The organism is Nocardia sp. NPDC050712 (assembly GCF_040654295.1).
Classification (GTDB): Bacteria; Actinomycetota; Actinomycetes; order Mycobacteriales; family Mycobacteriaceae; genus Nocardia.
In genome coordinates this window covers 917,781-938,739 of sequence record NZ_JBFAHT010000003.1, presented here as the reverse complement: position 1 = coordinate 938,739, position 20,959 = coordinate 917,781, and the positions used below count along the sequence as shown (strand labels likewise).

At 69.4% G+C, this 20,959-nt stretch carries 14 protein-coding genes; 9 read left to right on the top strand and 5 right to left on the bottom strand.

Going from position 1 to position 20,959, the window contains the following annotated elements:
• The first annotated feature begins 115 nt into the window (after window positions 1-115).
• Window positions 116-499: a hypothetical protein gene (locus tag AB0H76_RS24735; protein ID WP_357328355.1), complete on the top strand. Its 384-nt coding sequence runs from the start codon at window positions 116-118 to the stop codon at window positions 497-499.
• Between the two features lie 61 nt (window positions 500-560).
• Here the strand turns inward: AB0H76_RS24735 and AB0H76_RS24730 are convergent, their stop codons facing one another.
• From AB0H76_RS24730 to gltB, 3 genes are all read right to left on the bottom strand, one after another.
• Entirely contained in the window at window positions 561-1,460 is a 900-nt protein-coding gene (locus tag AB0H76_RS24730; RefSeq protein WP_357328352.1) for a cutinase family protein, read from the bottom strand.
• A gap of 324 nt (window positions 1,461-1,784) precedes the next feature.
• On the bottom strand, window positions 1,785-3,257 hold the full coding sequence (locus tag AB0H76_RS24725) for a glutamate synthase subunit beta (protein ID WP_357328349.1): 1,473 nt from the start codon (window positions 3,255-3,257) through the stop codon (window positions 1,785-1,787).
• Window positions 3,250-7,905, bottom strand: a complete 4,656-nt coding sequence (gene gltB, locus AB0H76_RS24720) for a glutamate synthase large subunit (protein ID WP_357328346.1) — start codon at window positions 7,903-7,905, stop codon at window positions 3,250-3,252. Before gltB ends, AB0H76_RS24725 begins: the two co-directional genes overlap by 8 nt.
• Before the next feature lie 894 nt (window positions 7,906-8,799).
• Between gltB and AB0H76_RS24715 the strand changes: the two genes are divergently transcribed.
• Window positions 8,800-10,524 carry a DUF4407 domain-containing protein gene (locus AB0H76_RS24715; RefSeq protein WP_357328343.1) on the top strand — a complete coding sequence of 575 codons (1,725 nt, stop codon included), beginning with the start codon at window positions 8,800-8,802 and terminating at the stop codon, window positions 10,522-10,524.
• A 16-nt stretch (window positions 10,525-10,540) separates the two neighbouring features.
• Here AB0H76_RS24715 and AB0H76_RS24710 read toward each other — a convergent pair whose 3' ends face one another.
• Window positions 10,541-12,088: an MFS transporter gene (locus AB0H76_RS24710; protein ID WP_357328340.1), complete on the bottom strand. Its 1,548-nt coding sequence runs from the start codon at window positions 12,086-12,088 to the stop codon at window positions 10,541-10,543.
• Window positions 12,089-12,167: 79 nt separating this feature from the next.
• Between AB0H76_RS24710 and AB0H76_RS24705 the strand changes: the two genes are divergently transcribed.
• The 6 genes from AB0H76_RS24705 (at window position 12,168) to AB0H76_RS24680 (ending at window position 18,029) form a co-directional block, all read left to right on the top strand.
• Window positions 12,168-12,731: a TetR/AcrR family transcriptional regulator gene (locus tag AB0H76_RS24705; RefSeq protein WP_357328337.1), complete on the top strand. Its 564-nt coding sequence runs from the start codon at window positions 12,168-12,170 to the stop codon at window positions 12,729-12,731.
• A 135-nt stretch (window positions 12,732-12,866) separates the two neighbouring features.
• Entirely contained in the window at window positions 12,867-13,694 is an 828-nt protein-coding gene (locus AB0H76_RS24700; RefSeq protein WP_357328334.1) for a hypothetical protein, read from the top strand.
• Complete coding sequence (locus AB0H76_RS24695) at window positions 13,691-14,800, top strand: DUF4129 domain-containing protein (RefSeq protein WP_357328331.1); 1,110 nt, start codon at window positions 13,691-13,693, stop codon at window positions 14,798-14,800. The genes AB0H76_RS24700 and AB0H76_RS24695 overlap by 4 nt, the downstream gene beginning before the upstream one ends.
• Window positions 14,797-15,780 carry a MoxR family ATPase gene (locus tag AB0H76_RS24690; protein WP_357328328.1) on the top strand — a complete coding sequence of 328 codons (984 nt, stop codon included), beginning with the start codon at window positions 14,797-14,799 and terminating at the stop codon, window positions 15,778-15,780. Before AB0H76_RS24695 ends, AB0H76_RS24690 begins: the two co-directional genes overlap by 4 nt.
• A gap of 2 nt (window positions 15,781-15,782) precedes the next feature.
• Window positions 15,783-17,078: a DUF58 domain-containing protein gene (locus AB0H76_RS24685; RefSeq protein ID WP_357328325.1), complete on the top strand. Its 1,296-nt coding sequence runs from the start codon at window positions 15,783-15,785 to the stop codon at window positions 17,076-17,078.
• A 120-nt stretch (window positions 17,079-17,198) separates the two neighbouring features.
• On the top strand, window positions 17,199-18,029 hold the full coding sequence (locus AB0H76_RS24680) for a lipase (protein WP_357328322.1): 831 nt from the start codon (window positions 17,199-17,201) through the stop codon (window positions 18,027-18,029).
• Between the two features lie 15 nt (window positions 18,030-18,044).
• Here AB0H76_RS24680 and AB0H76_RS24675 read toward each other — a convergent pair whose 3' ends face one another.
• On the bottom strand, window positions 18,045-18,821 hold the full coding sequence (locus tag AB0H76_RS24675; protein WP_357328319.1) for an RDD family protein: 777 nt from the start codon (window positions 18,819-18,821) through the stop codon (window positions 18,045-18,047).
• Window positions 18,822-18,864: 43 nt separating this feature from the next.
• On the opposite strand from AB0H76_RS24675, the gene AB0H76_RS24670 reads away from it, so the two are divergent.
• Window positions 18,865-19,872 carry a stage II sporulation protein M gene (locus AB0H76_RS24670; RefSeq protein WP_357328316.1) on the top strand — a complete coding sequence of 336 codons (1,008 nt, stop codon included), beginning with the start codon at window positions 18,865-18,867 and terminating at the stop codon, window positions 19,870-19,872.
• Window positions 19,873-20,959: the final 1,087 nt, after the last annotated feature.

The window sequence follows — 20,959 nt, the reverse complement described above, 5'->3', positions numbered from 1 at the left end:
TGTAGCCACTCCCAGCCGATTGCCAGCTTCGTCGCACCGGCGTCCCAGTGATCGGCCCTTTGATGGGTGCAGTGCGCCGCCGCGAGGCGGTCACCGTCCCAGAGAAAGGAACCACGTGCCTACCGACAAGAAGACCTTCCGTCGCCGCGCCGCCCGAGTGATCATCGCGGGTGCCCTGGTCACCGTTCCGCTCGGCGCCCTCGCCGTCACCGCCAACGCGCAGGCCCCCACCGACGACCCGGTGGACTTCGCGAACACGGTGACCACCGAGGCGCCCGAGGGCACCGAGATCAACGACAACCGCTGGCGCCCCGCCATCCCGGCCCTCCCCACCCCCGGCGACCCCAGCCAGACCATCGTCATCAACCCCGGCGGCCCCGGCCCCGGCCCCGACTCGGTCCCCGCCCGCCCGCACCACCCCCGCGGCGACCACCCCGAGCAGGGCCCGACCTTCCACCTCCAGCACCGCCCCGCCACCGGCTCCGCCGGCAGCAGCTAACAACACAATGACGAAGGCCCACCTCGAAAACGAGGTGGGCCTTCGTCATTGTTCGTGGTGATTAAGCCATGCCCGCGATCCAGTTGTGCATCCAGGAGATCGCGGTCTGCCCGCCGTCGACGCGGTAGCTGCCGTACAGCGTGTGCGACTGCGACCGGTAGAACTCCTCGAGGTTCTTGGCCCGCTCCTGGTTCGCGGACTCGGTCAGCTGCGACTGCAGGACCGAGACACCGCCGTTCGCCATCAGATCGCTGACGATCGCGCCCGCTTCGAGTTGGTAGCGCCAGATGTTGGCCGGGTTGGCCTCCGAGCTCTGGGCCAGGAAACCCGCGAAGCGGGTGACGAAGTCGTCGCTCGCGGTCGCGCAGTACAGGTCGTCCACCGCGCAGATGGTGCGGGTGCGGTCGGACAGGAAGCCGAAGCCGCCGACCCGGGGGCCGCCCGCGCCGCCGCCGTCCGCGAACGGGCCGACCTGAATGTCGGTGGGCGAGCGCCGCGGATCGGAGATCAGGCCGACACCGGCGATGCGATCGGGCAGCACGACACCGAGCCCGGTGCCGATCTCGGCCGCGAGATCACCGGCGGCGTCCGCGCCCTGGCTGTAGCCGACGAGCGCGATCTTGGTCGCGCCGCAGCGGGCCGCCATCGCACCGATCAACCCGCGCGCGTTGCCGACGGCCTCCTTCTTGGAGTTGCCGTAAACCTCGCCCTCCCAAGGGAAGGCGGTCGCCGCGTAGGTGACGTAGTCGACCTCGGTGTTGCGCGGTAGGCCGCGGGTGACGCCGGACAGCATGCCGGGACCCGGCTCCTTGTCATGGCCGGTCTCCCACGTGCCGGGGATCGCGACGACATAGAGACTCGGGCATCCGGGGGCCGCCGCAGCGGCACCGCTGCCGAGGACAAAGCCGGACGCGAGTGCCGCGGACGCGCCGAGGGCCGCGACAACCTTCTTCAACCGCATACTGCTCCAGTTCACACTCGCCCTCTCGTGAAGGGCACACCCCGACAAGTAGCCGCTAACCATATTGAACTCGGCGGATGACTCACTAGTGCACGCCGAGTAACTCAGTGGTTAACCCGGTGGCGCTGCGCTGTGAAATCTCACATCCCGAGGAGATCCGCAGCACGCCGCTGATCACAATAAGGCCCAAAGACGCCATGCGCCACGCAAACCGGACCACCATGTCCGATTTCCGACGAAGATCACTTCAGCAGAGCCGCGCCGGAAATGCAAAAGCGCCCGCGGACTCGGAGTCCGCAGGCGCTCTTGGCTATTCGATTCGGGTCAGCGCTGGGCGACCATCGTGGGGGTGATCGGCGACGGCAGCGCGGTCTCACCCTCCAGGTAGTTGTCCACCGCGGCGGCCGCGGCGCGGCCCTCGGCGATGGCCCACACGATGAGCGACTGGCCGCGGCCCATATCGCCGGCCACGAAGACGCCGGGGATATTGGTGGACCAGCCCTTGTCGCGCTGCACGTTGCCGCGCTGGTCGTAGCCGACGCCGAGATCTTCGAGCAGGCCCGGCTTCTCGGGGCCGGTGAAGCCCATGGCGAGCAGCACCAGGTCGGCCTCGAGGGTGAAGTCGGTGCCCTCGACCTTCTCGAAGCGGCCGTTGGACATCTGCACCTCGTGCGCCTGCAGCCCGGTGACCTTGCCGTCCGCACCGACGAAACGCTCGGTGTTGACGGAGAACACGCGCTCGCCGCCCTCCTCGTGCGCCGAGGACACCCGGTACATCAGCGGGTAGGTCGGCCACGGGGTGGAACCGGCACGCTCCTCCGGCGGACGCGGCATGATCTCGAACTGGTGGATGCTCTCCGCACCCTGGCGGTGCGAGGTGCCCAGGCAGTCCGCGCCGGTGTCGCCGCCGCCGATGATGACGACCTTCTTGCCGCGCGCGTGAATCGGCGGCAGGCCCTGCTCGTCGGTGACCGCGTCGCCGTGCTGCACGCGATTGGCCCACGGCAGGAACTCCATCGCCTGGTGGATGCCGTCCAGCTCGCGACCCGGGATCGGCAGGTCGCGGGCCAGGGTGGCGCCGCCGGCCAGCACGACCGAGTCGAACTGCTCGCGCAGCTGCTCGGCGGTGATGTCGACGCCCACGTTCACGCCGGTCTTGAAGATGGTGCCCTCGGCCTCCATCTGCGCCATCCGGCGATCGATGAAACGCTTCTCCATCTTGAATTCCGGGATGCCGTAGCGCAGCAGGCCGCCGATGCGGTCGGCGCGCTCGAACACGGTCACGGTGTGGCCGGCCCGGGTCAGCTGCTGCGCGGCGGCCATACCGGCCGGGCCGGAGCCGACGACGGCGATCTTCTTGCCGGTCAGGCGGGTCGGGTAGACCGGGGTCACCCAGCCCTCGTCGAAGGCGTTCTCGATCAGCTCGACCTCGACCTGCTTGATCGTCACCGGATCCTGGTTGATGCCCAGGACGCAGGACGCCTCACACGGCGCGGGGCACAGCCGCCCGGTGAACTCCGGGAAGTTGTTGGTCGCGTGCAGCCGGTCGATGCCCTCACGCCACTGGCCCTTGTAGACCAGGTCGTTCCACTCGGGGATCAGATTCCCCAGCGGACAACCGTTGTGGCAGAACGGGATACCGCAGTCCATGCAGCGGCTGGCCTGCCGCTTGAGGGTGTCCTTCTCGAACCCCGCCTCCTCATAGACCTCTTTCCAGTCCATGAGGCGCAGCGGCACGGGTCGACGCGTCGGCAGTTCCCGCTTGGTGTGCTTCAAAAATCCCTGTGGGTCAGCCACGAGCCGCCTCCATGATCGCCTCGTTCACGTCCGCGCCATTCTTTTCGGCCTCGGAGATCGCGAGCAGAACCTTCTTGTATTCGCGCGGCATGACCTTCACGAAGTTGGCCGCCTGCTGCGACCAGTCGTTCAGAATCCGCTCGGCCACAGCCGAATCGGTCTGGGCCCGATGCTCGGCGATGATGTCGTGCAGCCAGGTGCGGTCCTCGTCGTCGAGCACCTCCAGGGCAGCGGCCTGTTCCGGGTTGACCCGGTCCGGGAAGGTGCCGTTGGGGCTGTAGACGTAGGCGACACCGCCGGACATACCGGCGCCGAAGTTACGGCCGGTCTCACCGAGGATGACCACCTTGCCACCGGTCATGTACTCGAGCGCGTGGTCGCCCACACCCTCGACGACCGTGGTGGCGCCGGAGTTGCGGACCGCGAAGCGCTCGCCGACCACACCCGAGAGGAACGCCTTGCCGCTGGTGGCGCCGAACAGGATCACGTTGCCCGCGATGATGTTCTGCTCCGCCTTGAAGTTGGCCGGGGCGTTGAGCGACGGGCGCACGACCAGGTGGCCGCCGGAAAGGCCCTTGCCCACATAGTCGTTCGCGTCACCCTGCACGCGCAGCGTGATGCCGGCCGGCACGAAGGCGCCGAAGCTGTTGCCCGCGGAGCCGGTGAAGGTGATGTCGATGGTGTCGTCGGGCAGGCCGACGCCACCGAAGTTCTTCGTCACCTCGTGGCCGAGCATGGTGCCGACGGTGCGGTTCACGTTCGTGATCTTGGTTTCGAACTTGACCCGGGTACCGCGCTCCAGGGCCTCGCGGGCCTGGGTGATCAGCTGCTGATCCAGCGCCTTGTCCAGGCCGTGGTCCTGGGTCTTGGTGCAGCGGCGATCCTGGTACATGAACGCCGTCTCGACATCGTCGAGGATCGGCGACAGGTCCAGCTTGCTGGCCTTCCAGTGATGCTGCTTGGCCTTGGCGGTGTCCAGCATGTCGACCCGGCCGACGGCCTCGTCCAGCGTGCGGAAGCCCAGCGACGCCAGCAGTTCCCGGACCTCTTCGGCGATGTACATGAAGAAGTTCTCGACGAATTCCGGCTTGCCGGTGAAGCGTTCGCGCAGCAGCGGATTCTGCGTCGCGACGCCAACGGGGCAGGTGTCGAGGTGGCAGACCCGCATCATGATGCAGCCGGAGACCACCAGCGGCGCGGTCGCGAAGCCGTACTCCTCCGCACCGAGCAGCGCGGCGATCATGACGTCGCGGCCGGTCTTCATCTGACCGTCGACCTGCACTACGATGCGGTCGCGCAGACCGTTGAGCAGCAGCGTCTGCTGGGTCTCGGCCAGACCGAGCTCCCAGGGACCGCCCGCGTGCTTGAGCGAGGTCAGCGGCGAGGCGCCGGTGCCGCCGTCGTGGCCCGAGATCAGCACCACGTCGGCGTGCGCCTTGGAGACGCCCGCGGCGACGGTGCCGACACCCGGCTCCGCGACAAGTTTCACGTGAATCCGAGCCTGCGGGTTCGCGTTCTTCAGGTCGTGGATCAGCTGGGCCAGATCCTCGATCGAGTAGATGTCGTGGTGCGGCGGCGGCGAGATCAGGCCGACGCCCGGCGTCGAGTGCCGGACCTCGGCGACCCACGGGTACACCTTGTGCGCGGGCAGCTGGCCGCCCTCGCCCGGCTTCGCGCCCTGGGCCATTTTGATCTGGATGTCCGTACAGTTCGACAGGTAGTGCGAGGTCACGCCGAAGCGGCCCGAGGCCACCTGCTTGATCGCGGAGCGGCGCCAATCGCCGTTCTCCTCGACCTCGAAGCGCGCCGGATGCTCGCCGCCCTCACCGGAGTTCGAGCGGCCGCCGAGCCGGTTCATCGCGATCGCGAGGGTCTCGTGCGCCTCCGAGGAGATGGAGCCGTAGCTCATCGCGCCGGTGGAGAACCGCTTCACGATCTCCGAGGCGGGCTCGACCTCGTCGATCGAGATCGGCGCGCGCTCCTTGGTCTTGAACTTGAACAGACCGCGCAGCGAGGCCAAGCGCTCGGACTGGTCGTCGACCAGCTTGGTGTACTCCTTGAAGACCTTGTACTGGCCGGTGCGGGTCGCGTGCTGCAGCTTGAACACGGTGTCCGGGTTGAACAGGTGGTACTCACCCTCGCGCCGCCACTGGTATTCGCCGCCGACCTCGAGCTCGCGGTGCGCGCGCTCGTTGCGGTTCTCCAGGTAGGCCACCCGGTGCCGGGCCGCCACGTCGTCGGCGATCTCGTCCAGGCCGATGCCGCTCAGCGGCGAGTTCAGACCGGTGAAGTACTCGTCGACGAGCTCCTGCGACAGACCGATGACCTGGAACAGCTTGGCGCCGTTGTAGGAGGCCACGGTGGAGATGCCCATCTTGGACATCACCTTCAGCACACCCTTGCCGGCGGCCTTGTTGTAGTTCGCGACCGCCTTGCGGAAGTCGGCGCCGTGATCGCCGGTGCTGCCCGGCATCTCCAGCGCGCCGCGCTCGAGCAGGTCCTCGATGGTCTCGAAGGCCATGTACGGGTTGATCGCGGCCGCGCCGAAGCCGACCAGCATGGCCATGTGGTGCACCTCGCGGGCGTCACCGGCCTCCACGACCAGACCGACCTTGGTGCGGGTGCGCTCGCGCACCAGGTGATGGTGCACCGAGGCGGTGAGCAGCAGCGACGGAATCGGCGCCAGCTTCTCGTTGGACTCGCGATCGGACAGCACGATGATCGCCGCGCCGCCGTCGATGGCCGCCGACACCTGGGTGTTGATGGCCTCGAGCGCCTTGCGCAGGCCCTTGCCACCCTTTTTCACCGGGTACAGGCCGCGCACCACGACCGAGCGCAGCTCGGGGTGCGAGCCGTCGTCGTTGATGTGCACGAGCTTGGCCAGCTCGTCGTTGTCGAGAATCGGGCCTTCGAGCGAGATCTGCTTACAGGACTCCGGGCCCGGGTGCAGCAGGTCGGCCTCGGGGCCGATGGCCCGCTTCAGGCTGGTGACGACCTCTTCGCGGATGGCGTCCAGCGGCGGGTTGGTGACCTGCGCGAACAACTGCGAGAAGTAGTCGAACAGCAGCCGCGGCCGCGAGGACAGCACCGCGATCGGGGTATCGGTGCCCATCGAGCCGAGCGCTTCCATGCCGTTCTTCGCCATCGGCGAGATCAGCAGGTTCAGCTCCTCGGTGGTGTATCCGAAGATCTGCTGGCGGATCAGCACGCGGTCGTGCGACATGTGCACGTGCGGGCGGTCCGGCAGATCGCCGAGCTTGGTGACGCCCTCGGCCAGCCACTCCTCGTAGGGGTGCTCGCTCGCCAGCTGCGTCTTGAACTCGTCATCGCTGATGATGCGGCCCTGGGCGGTGTCGACCAGGAACATCTTGCCGGGCTGCAGGCGGAACTTCTGCACCACCTTGGACGGCTCGATATCGAGCACGCCGACCTCGGAGGCGAGCACGACCAGGCCGTCCTCGGTCACCCAGATGCGGCCGGGGCGCAGGCCGTTGCGGTCCAGCACCGCGCCGACGACGGTGCCGTCGGAGAAGCAGACCGAGGCCGGGCCGTCCCACGGCTCCATCAGGTAGGAGTGGTACTCGTAGAACGCGCGCCGCTGCGGATCCATGTTCTCGCTGCGTTCCCACGCTTCGGGGATCATCATCAGCACGGCGTGCGGCAGGCTGCGCCCGCCCAGGTGCAGCAGTTCGAGCACCTCGTCGAAACGCGCGGTGTCCGAGGCGCCGGGGGTGCAGACCGGGAAGATCTTCTCCAGGCGGTTCTTGCCGGCCGAATCGGTGCCGAAGACATCGGAGTTCAGCAGCGCCTCGCGGGCGCGCATCCAGTTCTCGTTACCGGTGACGGTGTTGATCTCACCGTTGTGCGCGACGCGGCGGAACGGGTGCGCCAGCGGCCAGGACGGGAAGGTGTTGGTGGAGAAGCGGGAGTGCACGATGCCCAGCGCCGACTCGACGCGGTCGTCCTGCAGGTCCAGGTAGAAGGCGCGCAGCTGGGGCGTGGTGAACATGCCCTTGTAGACGAAGGTCTCGCCGGACAGGCTCGGGAAGTACACCGATTCCTTGCCGGTGGAGCCCTCGCCCGCGCCCGCGCGGCCGAGCTCGTGCTCGACCCGCTTGCGGATGACGTAGGCGCGGCGTTCCAGGTCGGCGCCGGCGAGCTGCTCGGCGCTGTCCTTGGGCGAGGCGACGAAGATCTGACGGAAGGTCGGCATGGCGTCGCGGGCCAGCGCGCCCAGCGACGTCTCGTCGATCGGGACCTCACGCCAGCCGAGGACCTCGAGGCCCTCTTCCTTGACGATCTTCTCCACGCCGTAGGCGGCGCGCGCGGCCTCGCGGCGGGCCTGGGGCAGGAAGGCGATACCGGTGGCGTAGGAGCCCTCCGCCGGCAGCTCGAAGTCCACGATGGCGCGGAAGAATCGGTCCGGGACCTGCAGCAGGATGCCCGCACCGTCACCGGAGTTCGGTTCGGCGCCGGCCGCACCACGGTGCTCCAGGTTCAACAGAGCCGTAATAGCCTTATCGACGATGTCGCGGCTGCGGCGGCCGTGCATGTCGACGACGAACGCGACACCGCAGGCGTCGTGCTCGTTCGCCGGGTCATAAAGCCCGATGGGTCCGGGGGACCTGTGGCCAGGAAGTTGCGTCATGCCTCTGCCTTCAAGAAAAGTCGGCCTTCGAAGAGAAAATGGCCTTTCCGTCGAACGCCTACGTCAAGACTGCGCCCGCCGTTCCGGATCCAGCCGCGCTGATGGTCCGGTGTGCAGTCACGTCTCCAGTTGTCCACCCGCATTGGTGTTGGGGTGCTCGGAAGTAACGGAACTCTTACTAGTTCCTAACTTCCTTGCGGGTGTCGCCCGCTACGCTGGGGCACCGGCTGGGTGAACCGTGCGGGCGATAGTGCCGACCAGTTTGTGTTCGGCGTAAGAGCAAACGATAAGTCAGGTCCGGGGCCCAACCAACTTAGGTTTGACTAATAACCAGGTCTAGCTGGGCTTCTTCATTCGGTCCTCCAACTCGTGCGCGTTGTCCAGTGTAAAGCAGCGGGTGCCGCGGGATCGATTCCCGGGCTCGGGGTGTCAACCTGCGCGAACCTGCCGGTCGCCGCCCGCCGGATCCTCGTCGATCCAGCTTCCGACCTGCATCGCAGTGGATTTCCCCGCGCTCTCGATCGACAAACCAAGCAGTGGCGGCTACCTCGCTGCGGCGGCGCGTGAGACATTTCCGACAGAAGGTGTGACGAGCAGCGGAGGCGAATCCGACCGTCCGGACTCTTTCTCATTTTGTGGCTGACAGCACATTTCCAGCTACCGAATTTGGTGGGATTCGCCACAGCTCGCCGGCGACCGCGCGCAACCTCGCAGAGCACCTCCGGCACACCCCGCTCGCGGCCGAATCCGGGACCCGAGCGGCGGCTCCCCGCCCGATTGTGAGGCTGCCCACAACCCCGGCCACGCGCTCGGTGTGTCGCCGGACGGGCTGTCACGCTGTGACAACGAATCTGTGACAGTTTCGCCTGACGCCATAAGAGGATGTGAGATCCCATGACCGTCACCGGCTTGTTCACCTGGCTCGGCGGGGGTCTGCGGTGGGGCGCCCCGGATCGAGCGGACATCCAGCGGCACGAACGCTCTTCCTACGCCGTCACCGGCGCGGTGGTCGCGCTGTTCGCCGTGGTCGCGGGCACGGTTACCGCGCTGGCGCTGGGCGCCGCGGGCTTCTCGCTCGTCGCGCTGGGCTCCGTCGCCCTGGTGGTCACGCTGCTGGCCGGCGCGCTCGGCCGGACGCTGGCCACCGCCCGCCCCGGCGCCGCGCCCGATCAGGGTCGGCAGCTCGCCGCGATCGGCGTCACCGTCCTGGCCGGCGTGCTGCTCGCCGAGCTGGCCGCCACCGTCCTGTTCGGCGGCACCGTCGACCGGCTGGTGGACGAGAAGGCCCAGCGCGGCGTCGCGACCGCGCCCGCCGTGCTGGCCACGGCCGGCGAGTTCGATCGGGCCCGGGCCGACCGCTCCGCACTGGACCAGGCGATCGTCAAAGCGCAGGCCGAGATCGACCGCGCGCTCGTGATCGCGCGGTGCGAGTTCAATCCATCGCCGCAGTGCCCGCCGACCGTGATCACCGGCGTGCCCGGCAACGGACCCGAGACACGCACCGCCAACGCCATGCTCGACGACGCGCGCGCGCAATTGGCCGCGGCCCAGGCCCGGGTGGACACGGCCGACCAGCGCGTCGCCGACACCGCGAAGACCGCCGCCACGGCGCGCTCCACCGCCTTCGCCGACGCCGACCGCGGCCTCGGCGCGCGCTGGCTCGCCGTGCACGACCACGCCTTCGGCAGTGCCGGCGCGCTGCTGCTGTGGCTGCTCACGCTGGTGGCCTTCGTCCTGCTGGCCCTGCTGCCGCTGCTGCTGCGCTGGTGGCGCGGCAGCACTTCCTTCGAACGACGCAACTCCTTCCACACCGTGCAGGACGAGGCCGAGCGCGCCGCCGACACCGCGATCGCGGTGAAGCAGGCCGAGGTGCGCGCCGCGGCCGAAAACCTGCGCGCCGAACAGCAACTCACCGCCGCCCGGCTGGCCGCCGAGGCCGACACCGCCATCGACCGGGAGCGCCAGCGCACCCGCATCGTCGCCGCCATCGGCGGGCTCGAGATCGGCGTCAACGAACCCCTCGGCCCAGCACCGCGACCCGCCGAACTTCCGGCCGGAAAGGACAGCTCCGTGTCTTCCCACCTACCCGCCACCGTCTCGCACCCGCCCGCCGTGCGCGCCACCGAACTCGTGCCGCACCAGGCCCGGGCGGAATCCAGGGGCGGACTGGAACTGCCGATCATCGGCCAGGTTCCGTTCTCCGACACCGCGGCCCGCTTCATCCGCCCGCTGGTGCCCGCCTTCGTCGCGAACGCGTTCGACACCGCCACGCACCCGCTGCGCACCGCCCGCCAGGCGTTCGAAGAGGTCGAGGAGATCACCTTCACCCTGCGCCGCACCCGCAAAGTCACGGTGGACAGCCAGGATTCGCACGCTCCGGCCATGAGCGCCGCGCACACCGGGTACCAGCTCGCGCCCGGCGCACCGCAGGCCCAGCACATCGCGGCGACGGTCGTCGACGCGGATTACTCCCAGGCGCCGCAGTATTCGGCGCTCCCCCAGCCCGAGCCCCCGCAGCGCCCGAGTCTCGATTCGGAGCGGTACGACAAGATTCCGCCCCGCAAGTCGCGCTCACTGCTGGGCCGGCGCGGCCCCCGCGAACTCCCGCCCGCCAACTGATTCCGAGCGCGGGTTTCTAGTCTGCCGAGCGCTTCGTGCGCGCCGACCGCCACACCATCACCGCGGTCAGGAGCAGGATCACCGTGGTGCCGGTCGCCGCCCAGTGCACGCCGGACACGAAGGCCGAGCGGGCCGATTCCAGCAGCTCGGCGGCCGCGGATTCCGGTAGCAGACGGGCGGTTTCGACCGCGCCACCCAGGGACTCGCGAGCCGCGCCCGAGTGCGCGGCCGGGACCGCGGACGCGTCCAAGCCGTTCCGGAACACACCCATGACGACGCTGCCGAGTACCGCGACACCCAGGGCGACACCGGCTTCCAGCGCCGTCTCCGAGATGGCGGCGGCGTTTCCGGCCCGCTCGGCGGGCGCCGAGCTGATGATCAGGTCGGCCGACACCGTGAGCGCCACACCGGCTCCGACGCCGATCAGGGTGAAGCCGAGGACGAACGGCAGCACGCCCGCCGACGGATCGGCGCGCAGTGACCAGAACAGCATCCCGCCCGCGGCGGCCACCAGCAGCGCACCGCACAGCACGTGCACCGGCCGCCAGTAGCGCACCAGCCAGGCCGCGCCCAGCGAACCGGCGATGCTGCCCACCGTGCCCGGGACCAGCAGCAGACCCGCCTCCAACGGCGAGCGGTTCAGGACCAGCTGCAAATACTGCGAGCCGAAGAACAGGACACCGGCCAGCGCGAAGACCGACAGCAGGTTGGTCAGCACGGCCGCCCGGAAGGGCGGGCGGCGGAACAGCGCCAAATCGAGCAGCGGGTCGGCCAGGCGGCGCTGCCTGCGCAGGAACAGCGCGCCGGACAGCACGCCGACGGCGGCCGCGACGACCGCGCCCCACTCGAAGCCGTGCGCCGCCGTTTCCTTGACCGCGTACACGATCGGGATCAGCGCCAGCATGGACAACCCCGCGCTGAACAGATCGAAGCGGCCCGGGTTCGGATCGCGCGACTCCGGCACCAGCAGCGGTGCGAGCACGATGAGCAGCGCCATCACCGGCAGGTTCACCAGGAAGACCGAGCCCCACCAGAAGTGCTCGAGCAGCCAGCCGCCGAGCAGCGGGCCGAGCGCGGAGCCGGAGCCCGCCATCGCGCCCCACACCGAGATGGCGATGGTGCGCTGGCGCGGGTCGGCGAACATGCCGCGGATCAGGCCGAGGGTGGCGGGCATCAGCGTCGCGCCGGCGACGCCCTGCAGCACCCGGGCGGCGATGAGCATTTCCGGGCTGACCGCCCAGGCCGCCAGCGCGGAGGCCAGGCCGAAGCCGGCGGCGCCGACCAGCAGCAGCCGGCGGCGGCCGATGCGGTCGCCGAGGGTGCCCATGGTGATCAGCAGGCCGGCCAGCACGAACGAGTAGACGTCGATGATCCACAGCAGCTGCGGCGTGGTCGGGGCCAGGTCGGCGCTGATGGCGGGAACGGCGAGATCGAGCACCGTCGCGTCCACCGCGATCAGCAGCAGCGCGAGTGCGAGGACGCCGAGACCGGCCCAGGTGCGGGCGGTGGCCCGGGCCGGCGCGGGTGCGCCCGGACCGGGTACGGCGGTGGGTTTGGTGGTCATGATCCTTCTGCTCTCGAGGGGTGAACCGTCCAGCCGGTACAGTAACAGATTTACCGTCCAGACGGTACAGTCGGTGGGCGTGACACCTCGCGACCCCAACGGCACCCGCGACCGCATCCTGGACGCGCTGGAAACGCTGCTCTTGGACAAGGGCATGTCCCAGGTGACTCTGGAGAGCGTCGCCGCCGCGGCCGGCGTCTCCAAGGGCGGCCTGCTCTACCACTTCAAATCCAAGGACGCCCTGCTCGCCGGGTTGGTCCGCCGCCTCGGTGAGCGCGCCGACCAGCAGTTGGAAAACGCCGTCGCCGAGGGCAAATCGGTGGCCGAGTGGTATCTGCAAGCCCCGCACCCGGACGACGCGGACGACGCCCTCGAGATCGCCGTGCAGCGCTCCATGCTCGCCGCCATGCGCACCCTGGACGGCGCGCCGGACGCGGACGAGGTCGACCACGCGCTGGACCAGGTGATGGCGAAATGGCAAGCCGGACTGGACAGCGAGATCGCCGACCCGGTCCAGGCCCAGATCGTCGGCCTGGTCGGCGACGGCGTCTACCTGCGTGCCCTGCTCGGCCTGCCACCCGTCGAGCCCGCGCTGTATCGCGACATCGTCGCCCGCCTGCTCGGGCCGGCGGCCGGTCGCTGACCCGGCGGGTCGCGCCGTTTACCGAGGTGACGGGAGCGGCGCGGACGCTCTAGAGTGGGCCGCGTGTTACCAGCCGACCCGGCCGGTGCCGTCGGGGCGGAAGACGATCCGGCACCAGGGTCAGTAGGACCGACGGTGCCCGTGCGCCCGTTGACCTTCCGTGAACTACTAGACGTACCGTTCGCACTGGTCCAGGCCAATATCGCGGTGCTGGCCGGGCTCGCGGCCGTGGGGCTGGTGCTGGCGGAGCTGTTCGTGCTCGGGTTCACCCTCGTCATCGCGCGGCTGACCGGCGATTCCGACGCCGGAATCCGGTGGGGCGCGATCCTGGCCATGCTGATCGCCGTCTGGGCGCTGCGCTTTCTGCTGCGGGGCACGACCGTCGCGCTCGGGCTGGCCGACGTCGCCGGCCACCGGCTCGGCCGGCGCGCCGCACTGGAACGGCTACGCGCCGTGGTGGTTCCGCTACTGCTGTTCGAACTGCCCTACACCCTGATCTGGACGGTAGTGTTCGGCCTGCTGGCTCTGCTGGTCACGGCCGCACCTTTGCTCGGGCTGACCCTGCTGTCGATGCTCGGCCTGCTGGTGCTTCCGCTCGTCGGGTGGCTGCGGGCCAGGCACTATGTCGCCGTGCCGGTGATCTTCGCCGAGCAGGCCGGCCGCGCCGTCGCCGAAGCCCGCACGAAACTGCTGGTCTCCGGGAAGACCTGGGCGCTGGCCGGTCTGTGGCTGGCCCATCGCGGCCTGCTGTTGCTGATGATGCTGCCCCTGTTCGGCCTGTGGCTGTTCCTCTCCGATTTCTCCGGCACCCGCATGTGGACCGTGGTCGCGCTGACCACCACGATGCTGCTGCTGTTCCTCGCGGTCGGCGAGATCGTGGAGGCGGCGACCCGGGTGGTCTGCTATCTCGATCTGCGCTGCCGCCGTGAGGGTCTCGACATCCGAATCCCCGAGGTGCGATGAGCGACGAACTCGAGTTCTGGCGGGTCACACCCGAAGCGCCCGCGCCGGATATCCCGCCGCTCGGCCCCGCCGCCCAGCACCGGGGCGCGGCCGACGCCGCCGCCGCCGACCTCGACTACGACCGGGCGCTGCGCGAACGTTTCCGGGCCATGGTGCGCGGGCTGGAACAGAACGGCGTGCTCGAGGTCCGGCGCTCGCGCACCGCCGACGAGACGGCCCAGGACACCTCGGGTGCGCTACCGCCCGAGGTGAGCACCGAGATCGAGCCGACGGCACGCAGTTTCGACGAGGTCGTCTACGGCGGCCGCCGCGCCACCGAGGACGAATACCGCCGCCTGGCGCAGGCCGACCGCTACTCCGAGGCCGCGCCCGCACCCAAGCCGGGGCCCGCCGAAGCCGCGCCGGTGGAGGTGAACGCGCGCAAACGCCGCGAGCTACCCGCGGTGCCGAAACTGCTCCGGAACCCGAAATTCTGGGCGATCGTGCTCGCCACGCTCGCGCTGGGGCTGATCCTGTGGGGCGCGCTCAACGCGCTGGGCACACCGCCCGCGCCGAAACCGCCCACCGCACCGGACGTCCCGCCCCCGCCCGACCAGCCCGACGAGGACACCTGCTGGTTCTTCTGCGGTGCCGAGGGCGAGGATTCGATCTTCACCCGGCTGCCGCCGTGGCTGGCGTTCGGCGGATTGCAATTCCTGATCGCCGGCGCCGCGCTGGCCTGGTGGCGCGGCCGCCGCCGGGGCGCGCTGGTCCGGGAGCCGCGCCCGGTCGAGGTCGCGGCCAACGAGCTGCAGGCCGGACAGGCCGCGCTCTATCGCCGTTCCGGCGACCACGAGTACGTCGCCGCCAAACTGCGGGCCGCCACCCTGCGCCGGATCCGCCCGACGCTGGGCGTGCCCGCCGACGCCCGGCCGGATCAGATCATCGCCGCCGTCTGCGCGCGGTCCGGACTCGACCAGCAGGTGGCCGGCACCGCGCTCTACGGGCCCGTGCCCGACACCGACACCCTGCGTATCGTCGCCGCCGTGCTCGATCTGATCGAGGCCGACGAACCACGCGGCACACCAGCCGGCCTCGCCGCCGGACCCAGAGGAGGGGACCGATGACCCAGACCGACGCCACCCACACCCCCACCGCCGCGGAGGCCGCCCAGGCCTTCGCCGCGTTGCGCACCGAGATCGGCAAGGCGGTGGTCGGCAACGATCAGGCCGTCATGTATCTGGTGCTCGCGCTGCTGTGCCGCGGGCACGTGCTGCTCGAGGGTGTGCCCGGTGTCGCGAAGACCCTGCTGGTGCGGGCGCTCGCGACCGCGCTGGATCTGGAGCACTCGCGGGTGCAGTTCACCCCCGACCTGATGCCGGGCGATGTCACCGGTTCGCAGATCTACGACCCGCACTCGGCGGAGTTCACCTTCCGGCACGGCCCGGTGTTCACCAATCTGCTGCTCGCCGACGAGATCAACCGCACGCCCCCGAAGACCCAGTCCTCGCTGCTGGAATCGATGGAGGAGCGCCAGGTTTCGGTAGACGGCAAGCCGCAGCTGCTGCCGGACCCGTTCGTGGTCATCGCCACCCAGAACCCGATCGAGCAGGAGGGCACCTACCCGCTGCCGGAGGCGCAGCTGGACCGGTTCCTGTTCAAGGTCGACATCCAGTTGCCCGGTCGCGACGACGAATTCCGCATCCTGCAGCGGCACGCCGCCGGCTTCGACCCCCGCGATCTGACCGCCGCCGGGCTGCGTCCGGTCGCCGGGCCCGCGCACATCACGGCCGGCCGGGCCGCGATCGCCCAGGTGACGATCAGCCCCGAGGTGCTGGCCTACACGGTCGACCTGTGCCGGGCCACCCGCAACTCCCCCGCCGTGCAGCACGGCGCCTCGACCCGCGGCGCCACCGCCCTGATGGCGGCCGCCCGCGCCTTCGCCTGGTTGAACGGGCGCACGTTCACCACCCCCGACGACGTGAAATACGTTGCCACCGCCGTACTGCGGCACCGGTTGCAGCTGAAGCCGGAAGCCGAGCTGGACGGCGTGACGACCGAGGGCGTGCTCTCGTCGCTGCTGCTGTCGGTCCCGGTCCCGGTGTAGTCGTGGTCGTCACCGGGCGGCTGGCCGCCGTCGCGGCGCTGGGCGCAGTGCTGGTCGCCGCGTTCCTGCACGGCTGGGGCGGCATCATCTTCGTCACCTCGATCCTGGGCTGGCTGCTGCTGATCGACCTGGGCTGGGTGGCGCGGGCGCGCGATCTGACCCTGACCCGGGACCCGCTGACCGTGGTCCGGCTCGATCGCAGCACCGAGGTGGAACTGGTCGTGACCAACACCGGTAACCGCACCGTGCGCGGCTACCTGTGGGACGACTGGCCCGACAGCGCGCGCACCCGAAACCGCCGCCACCGCATCCATTTGGCGCCGAACACACTGGTTCGCCTGCGCACCACGCTCACGCCCACCTACCGCGGCGACCGCGTCGCGGGTCCGGTGACGCTGCGGCTGCTCGGCCCACTCGGGTTGGCGGGCCGTCAGACTCGCCACGTCGTGCCCGCGCGGGTGCGCGCCCTGCCGCCGTTCCGCAGTGAACGACTGATGCGTTCGAAGGTGAAGCGGCTACAGCATCTGGAAGGCCGCAACGTCGCGAACACCCGCGGCCAGGGCACCGAATTCGATTCGTTCCGTGAGTATGTCGCCGGCGACGACGTGCGCTCCATCGATTGGCGCGCTACCGCCCGCGCCACCGACGTGCTGGTGCGCACCTGGCGGCCCGAACGCAACCGGCACGTGATGATGCTGCTCGACACCGGCCGCATCAGCGCCGGCCGGGTCGGCGCGGGCACCCGCCTGGACGCGAGCATCGAGGCGGCACTACTGCTCGGCGGCCTCGCCGGGGCCGCGGGCGACACCGTCGATCTCCTCGCCTACGACCGCCGGGTGCGCGCCGAAGTGCGCGGAATCGGCGGCAGCCGACTGCAACTCAAACTGATGCACGCGCTGGCCGGGGTGACCCCGGCCCTGCTGGACACCGACGCCCCCGGCCTGGTCCGCGCCGTCATCCAACGCGCCCGTCGCCGCAGCCTGGTCGTCTGGTTCACCACCCTGGACGGCGCGGCCGTCGAGGAAAACCTGCTGCCGGTGCTGCCGGTCCTCGCCGTACGGCACCGCGTCCTGATCGTCTCGGTCACCGACCCCGACATCGCCGCGGCCGCCACCCGCCGCGACCACCTGGCCGATCTCTATACCGCGGCCGCCGCCGAATCGGTGCTCGCCGAACGGGCCTTGGTGCAGGAGTCGCTGCGCCGCATGGGCATCGCGGTCGTCTCCGCGCCGCCGGACCGGCTGCCCGGAGCGCTCGCGGACGAGTACCTGGAACTCAAGCAGTCCGGCACGATGTAGCGACCGCTTCCCGCACACGGGGAACTGATTCCAGTTAGATTCGCGGGCAGGACTTCAGCCGCGGGGGCGCGGACCCGGTTCGGGTAGCACTGCGGTGGATCGACCCCGAGGGGACCGACAATGCGTGGATTGCTCCGGCGCTCACCGAAATCAGTGCTGTTCGCCGCCGCCCTCGCGGCCGTGTGGACCACCGCGAGCGCACCCGCCCAGGCCGACTACCCCGTGGACTACAACTTCTTCTCCGGCATCCCCGCTGAATTGACCAACCCCGGCGGCTCGCTGCCCGGCGCGAACGACTGGTCCTGCCGCCCCACCGCGGTCCACCCGGATCCCGTTGTCCTGCTGCACGGCTCGGGCGGCGGCGGCCAAACCAACTGGGGCGTCTACGCGCCACTGCTCGCCAACGAGGGCTACTGCGTCTACAGCCTCACCTACGGCGCGCTCCCCGCCCCGTGGCCGCTCGACTCGATCGGCGCCCAGCGCCCGATCCCCGAAAGCGCGGCCCAGGTCGGCGCTTTCATCGATCGCGTCCGCGCCGCGACCGGCGCCGACCGCGTCGACATCGTCGGCCACTCCCGCGGCAACGCCGTCGGCAATTACTACATCAACAATCTCGGCGGCGCCGGCAAGGTCGACACCTTCGTCGCCCTCGCGCCCCGCTGGCTGCGCGGCACCGAATGGCTCCCCGAATCCGGCGGCGGCTACAACCCGACAGTCACCTACACCAACATCCTCACCCGCTACGACGAGATCATCGTGCCGTACACCGTCGGCCAGGCCCCCGGACCCAACGCCACCACCATCGTCGTCCAGGACGGCTGCGAATCCGACCTCTCCGAACATCTCGGCATCGCCGGCAGCCCCCGGGCCGCCGCCTTCGCCCTCAACGCCCTCGACCCGGCCAACCCCCGACCGGTCCCCTGCGAACTGATCCCACCCTTCACCGGCTAGCGCCGTCGGCGCGGTCTAGCCCGTGCGGACCAGGCTGGGGCCCTTGGGGGTGAGGGCGCGACGCTGGCGTTCGGCGATGATCGCGCCGAGGATTTGGACCGGCGGGTAATCCGGTGGGGGTGGCACGCGCAGGCGGGTGCAGACGGCGTCGACCAGGTGGTAGCCCAGGGCGGATTGCGCGGCGGGGGTGAGGGTTTTGAGGCGGGTCAGGTATTGACGCACCGCGAGGGCCAGGTCCTCCGGGATACCGGTGAGGTCGAGCTGGGTGACCCAGCCGGCCAGCCAGACCGGCGGCACGGCCAGGGCGGGGCGGGGCATCGGCTGCTGGGCGTGCACGACGACCGTGCCCGCGAGCACGTCGCCGACCCGGCGCGCGTTCGGGGAGCAGATCGAGGAGACGACGGCGATCACGCCGAAACCGCCCAGGATCCAGAAGTCGACGATGACGCCGGTCAGGCCGCGAGTGAGGGCGTGCCGGAAGTCGATGGGGCCGCCGTCGGTGCGCACCACCCGCAGGCCGACGGTGAGCTTGCCGAGCGTGCGGCCCCGGGTCAGGGTTTCGCAGGCGACCGGGTAGCCGACCAGGACACCGACGACGGTCAGCAGGATCAGGGCGGCAGCCCAGGCGTCGTCGGCGTCGAGCTCGGTGAGGGTGATGCCGACCGCGATCAAGGCGATGGTGGCAAGCATGAACTGGACCAGCACGTCGATGAGGAACGCGGTGGCCCTGGTGGGGATCCGGGCGATCGGCAGCTCTAGCGAGACTGCTTCGCCGGTAGTGAATTCAGCCATGTGACTAGCATTCTTCCCATCGGCGGTATGGGAGGCAACCGAAATGGACGTGGACGCCTACAGCGTCATGCATCGACGGTCGTGGGACCGCCTCGATTTTCTGTCCCGGCGGGGCAAACTCACCGGCGCGGAGGCGGAGGAGCTGGTAGCGCTGTATCGGCGCACCTCCCAGCAGCTGGCCCGATTGCAGTCGCACAGTCCGGAGCCCGAACTCATCGCCGGGCTCAGCGCGGTGCTCACGCGGGCCCGCGGCAAGGTGCTCGGCACCAGGTCCGGCGCGTGGGGGGAATTCGGCCGGTTCTGGACGCAGGTCTTCCCGGCGGCGGTGTACCGGACCTGGGTGTGGTGGGCGACCGTGGGCGCGCTGTTCGTGCTGCTGTCGGCGGGCCTGGCGGAGTGGGTGCGCGGGTCCGGCGCGGCCCGAGAGCTGTTCGGCATTCCGCCGGATAATTCCGAGATCACCGCGCCCGGTGGCGCGTTCGAGACCTATTACACCGAGCATCCGAACGACGCGTTCGCCGCGCAGGTCTGGACGAACAACGCGTGGGTGACGGCGATCTGCCTGTTCACCGGCGTGCTGATCCTGCCGGTGCTCTACATGCTGGTGATGAACGCGGTGAATATCGGCATCACCGGCGGGCTGATGGCCGAGGCGGGGCGGCTGGACGCGTTCTTCGGCTACATCCTGCCGCACGGAATGCTGGAGTTGACCGCGATTTTCGTGGCCGGCGGCGCGGGCCTGAAGCTGGGCTGGACGCTGATCGATCCGGGCCGGCTGAGCCGGTTGGAGGCGGTGGCCAGGCAGGGCCGGGCCACCGCGACGATCGCGCTCGGTCTGGTGGCGGTGCTGTTCGTGTCCGGCCTGCTGGAGGGTTTCGTGACGCCGAGCACGCTGCCCGCCCCGATGCGGATCGGCATCGGCTTGCTCGCGGAGGTGCTGTTCCTGCTGTATGTCTTCGTCCTCGGCCGCCGGGCAGCACTCGGAGCAACCGGCGATCGGACTGTGCACAGTCTCGAAAATCCGTGGCAGACAACGCCGAGCACACGATGAGTGGAACGGGTCCGCAAACGCGGTAGCAACGCCTGATCCAGCGTGGTTTCGGAACCCCCCATTTGAGTTCCGCTGGCCGCAGCGAGTCCAGCTCAGCTGCGGCCAGCGTTGGCATTAACTCTACACAATCGTTACCCCTACGCAACCCCCTGCACGGGTGTCAAGCGTATTTAGCAGCTCTCCAGCAAACCCTAGTGACCGCACGGTTTTTCATACCCCCAGCTAATCCATGGCTCCGCACCGGAGACGCCGCGGCGGGCTCTGTATAGAGCGCTTTACTGGATACGAAAATCGATTGCGCGGAGCGGAACCAAACGCAACAATCGTTGCCAGATCCATTTGCCCGGAGGCATCCCGGCGCGCCGCGAACTCACCCTGAGGCTCTCCACCTGCAACTTCAGGGTTGCCCGGCCGATAACCAGTGCACCGAACCAAAGAAAGCAACTCCAGGTTTGTTTATTGGGCTATTCGCAGTATGTCCGCCTAGAGTTTCGCCCCTAGGCATACTCCGGACAGCTACTACCCGACGATAACCAGTTACAGAAAGACTGCGGCCCCGCCTGCGCCATCCGGCCCGAACAGCAGCACAACCGCAACCCCGCACACCGGTGTGATCTTCGCCTCAGCCGAGTTTCCGGAACCGGCGCACGGACATATCTCCGAGTTCGGACGGACCCCGATTTCGGCCCGGGAACCGCCGCCGTGACCAGCACGGCCAGCACCGAGCCACCTTCCTTGTGGACAACCCGGCGAGCCCCGCATCTCGCGCACCGCACGGCGCTCGATCCACAGTTCAACGTTCAACTGTGCACAGTTGCGCCGATCTTCCCCTCGACTGCCGAAACCGGGTCCCATCAGCGCGGGAGCCGCTACGCGGCACAGTTGCGCCACTCGGATGTGCACACCCTGTGCAGCACAGCGGCTTTCACTCCCCACCCCGAACCACGCCGCCACAGCCTGCGCAAACACCGTTCGCACACAAGTGTTATCCACAATTCGACCCCAGATATCCACAGGCTCGCGTACATCGGGCGAACGGCGCAAACACGACTACGCCGACGCTGCGGGCGGGCCGGAAATTCAGCGT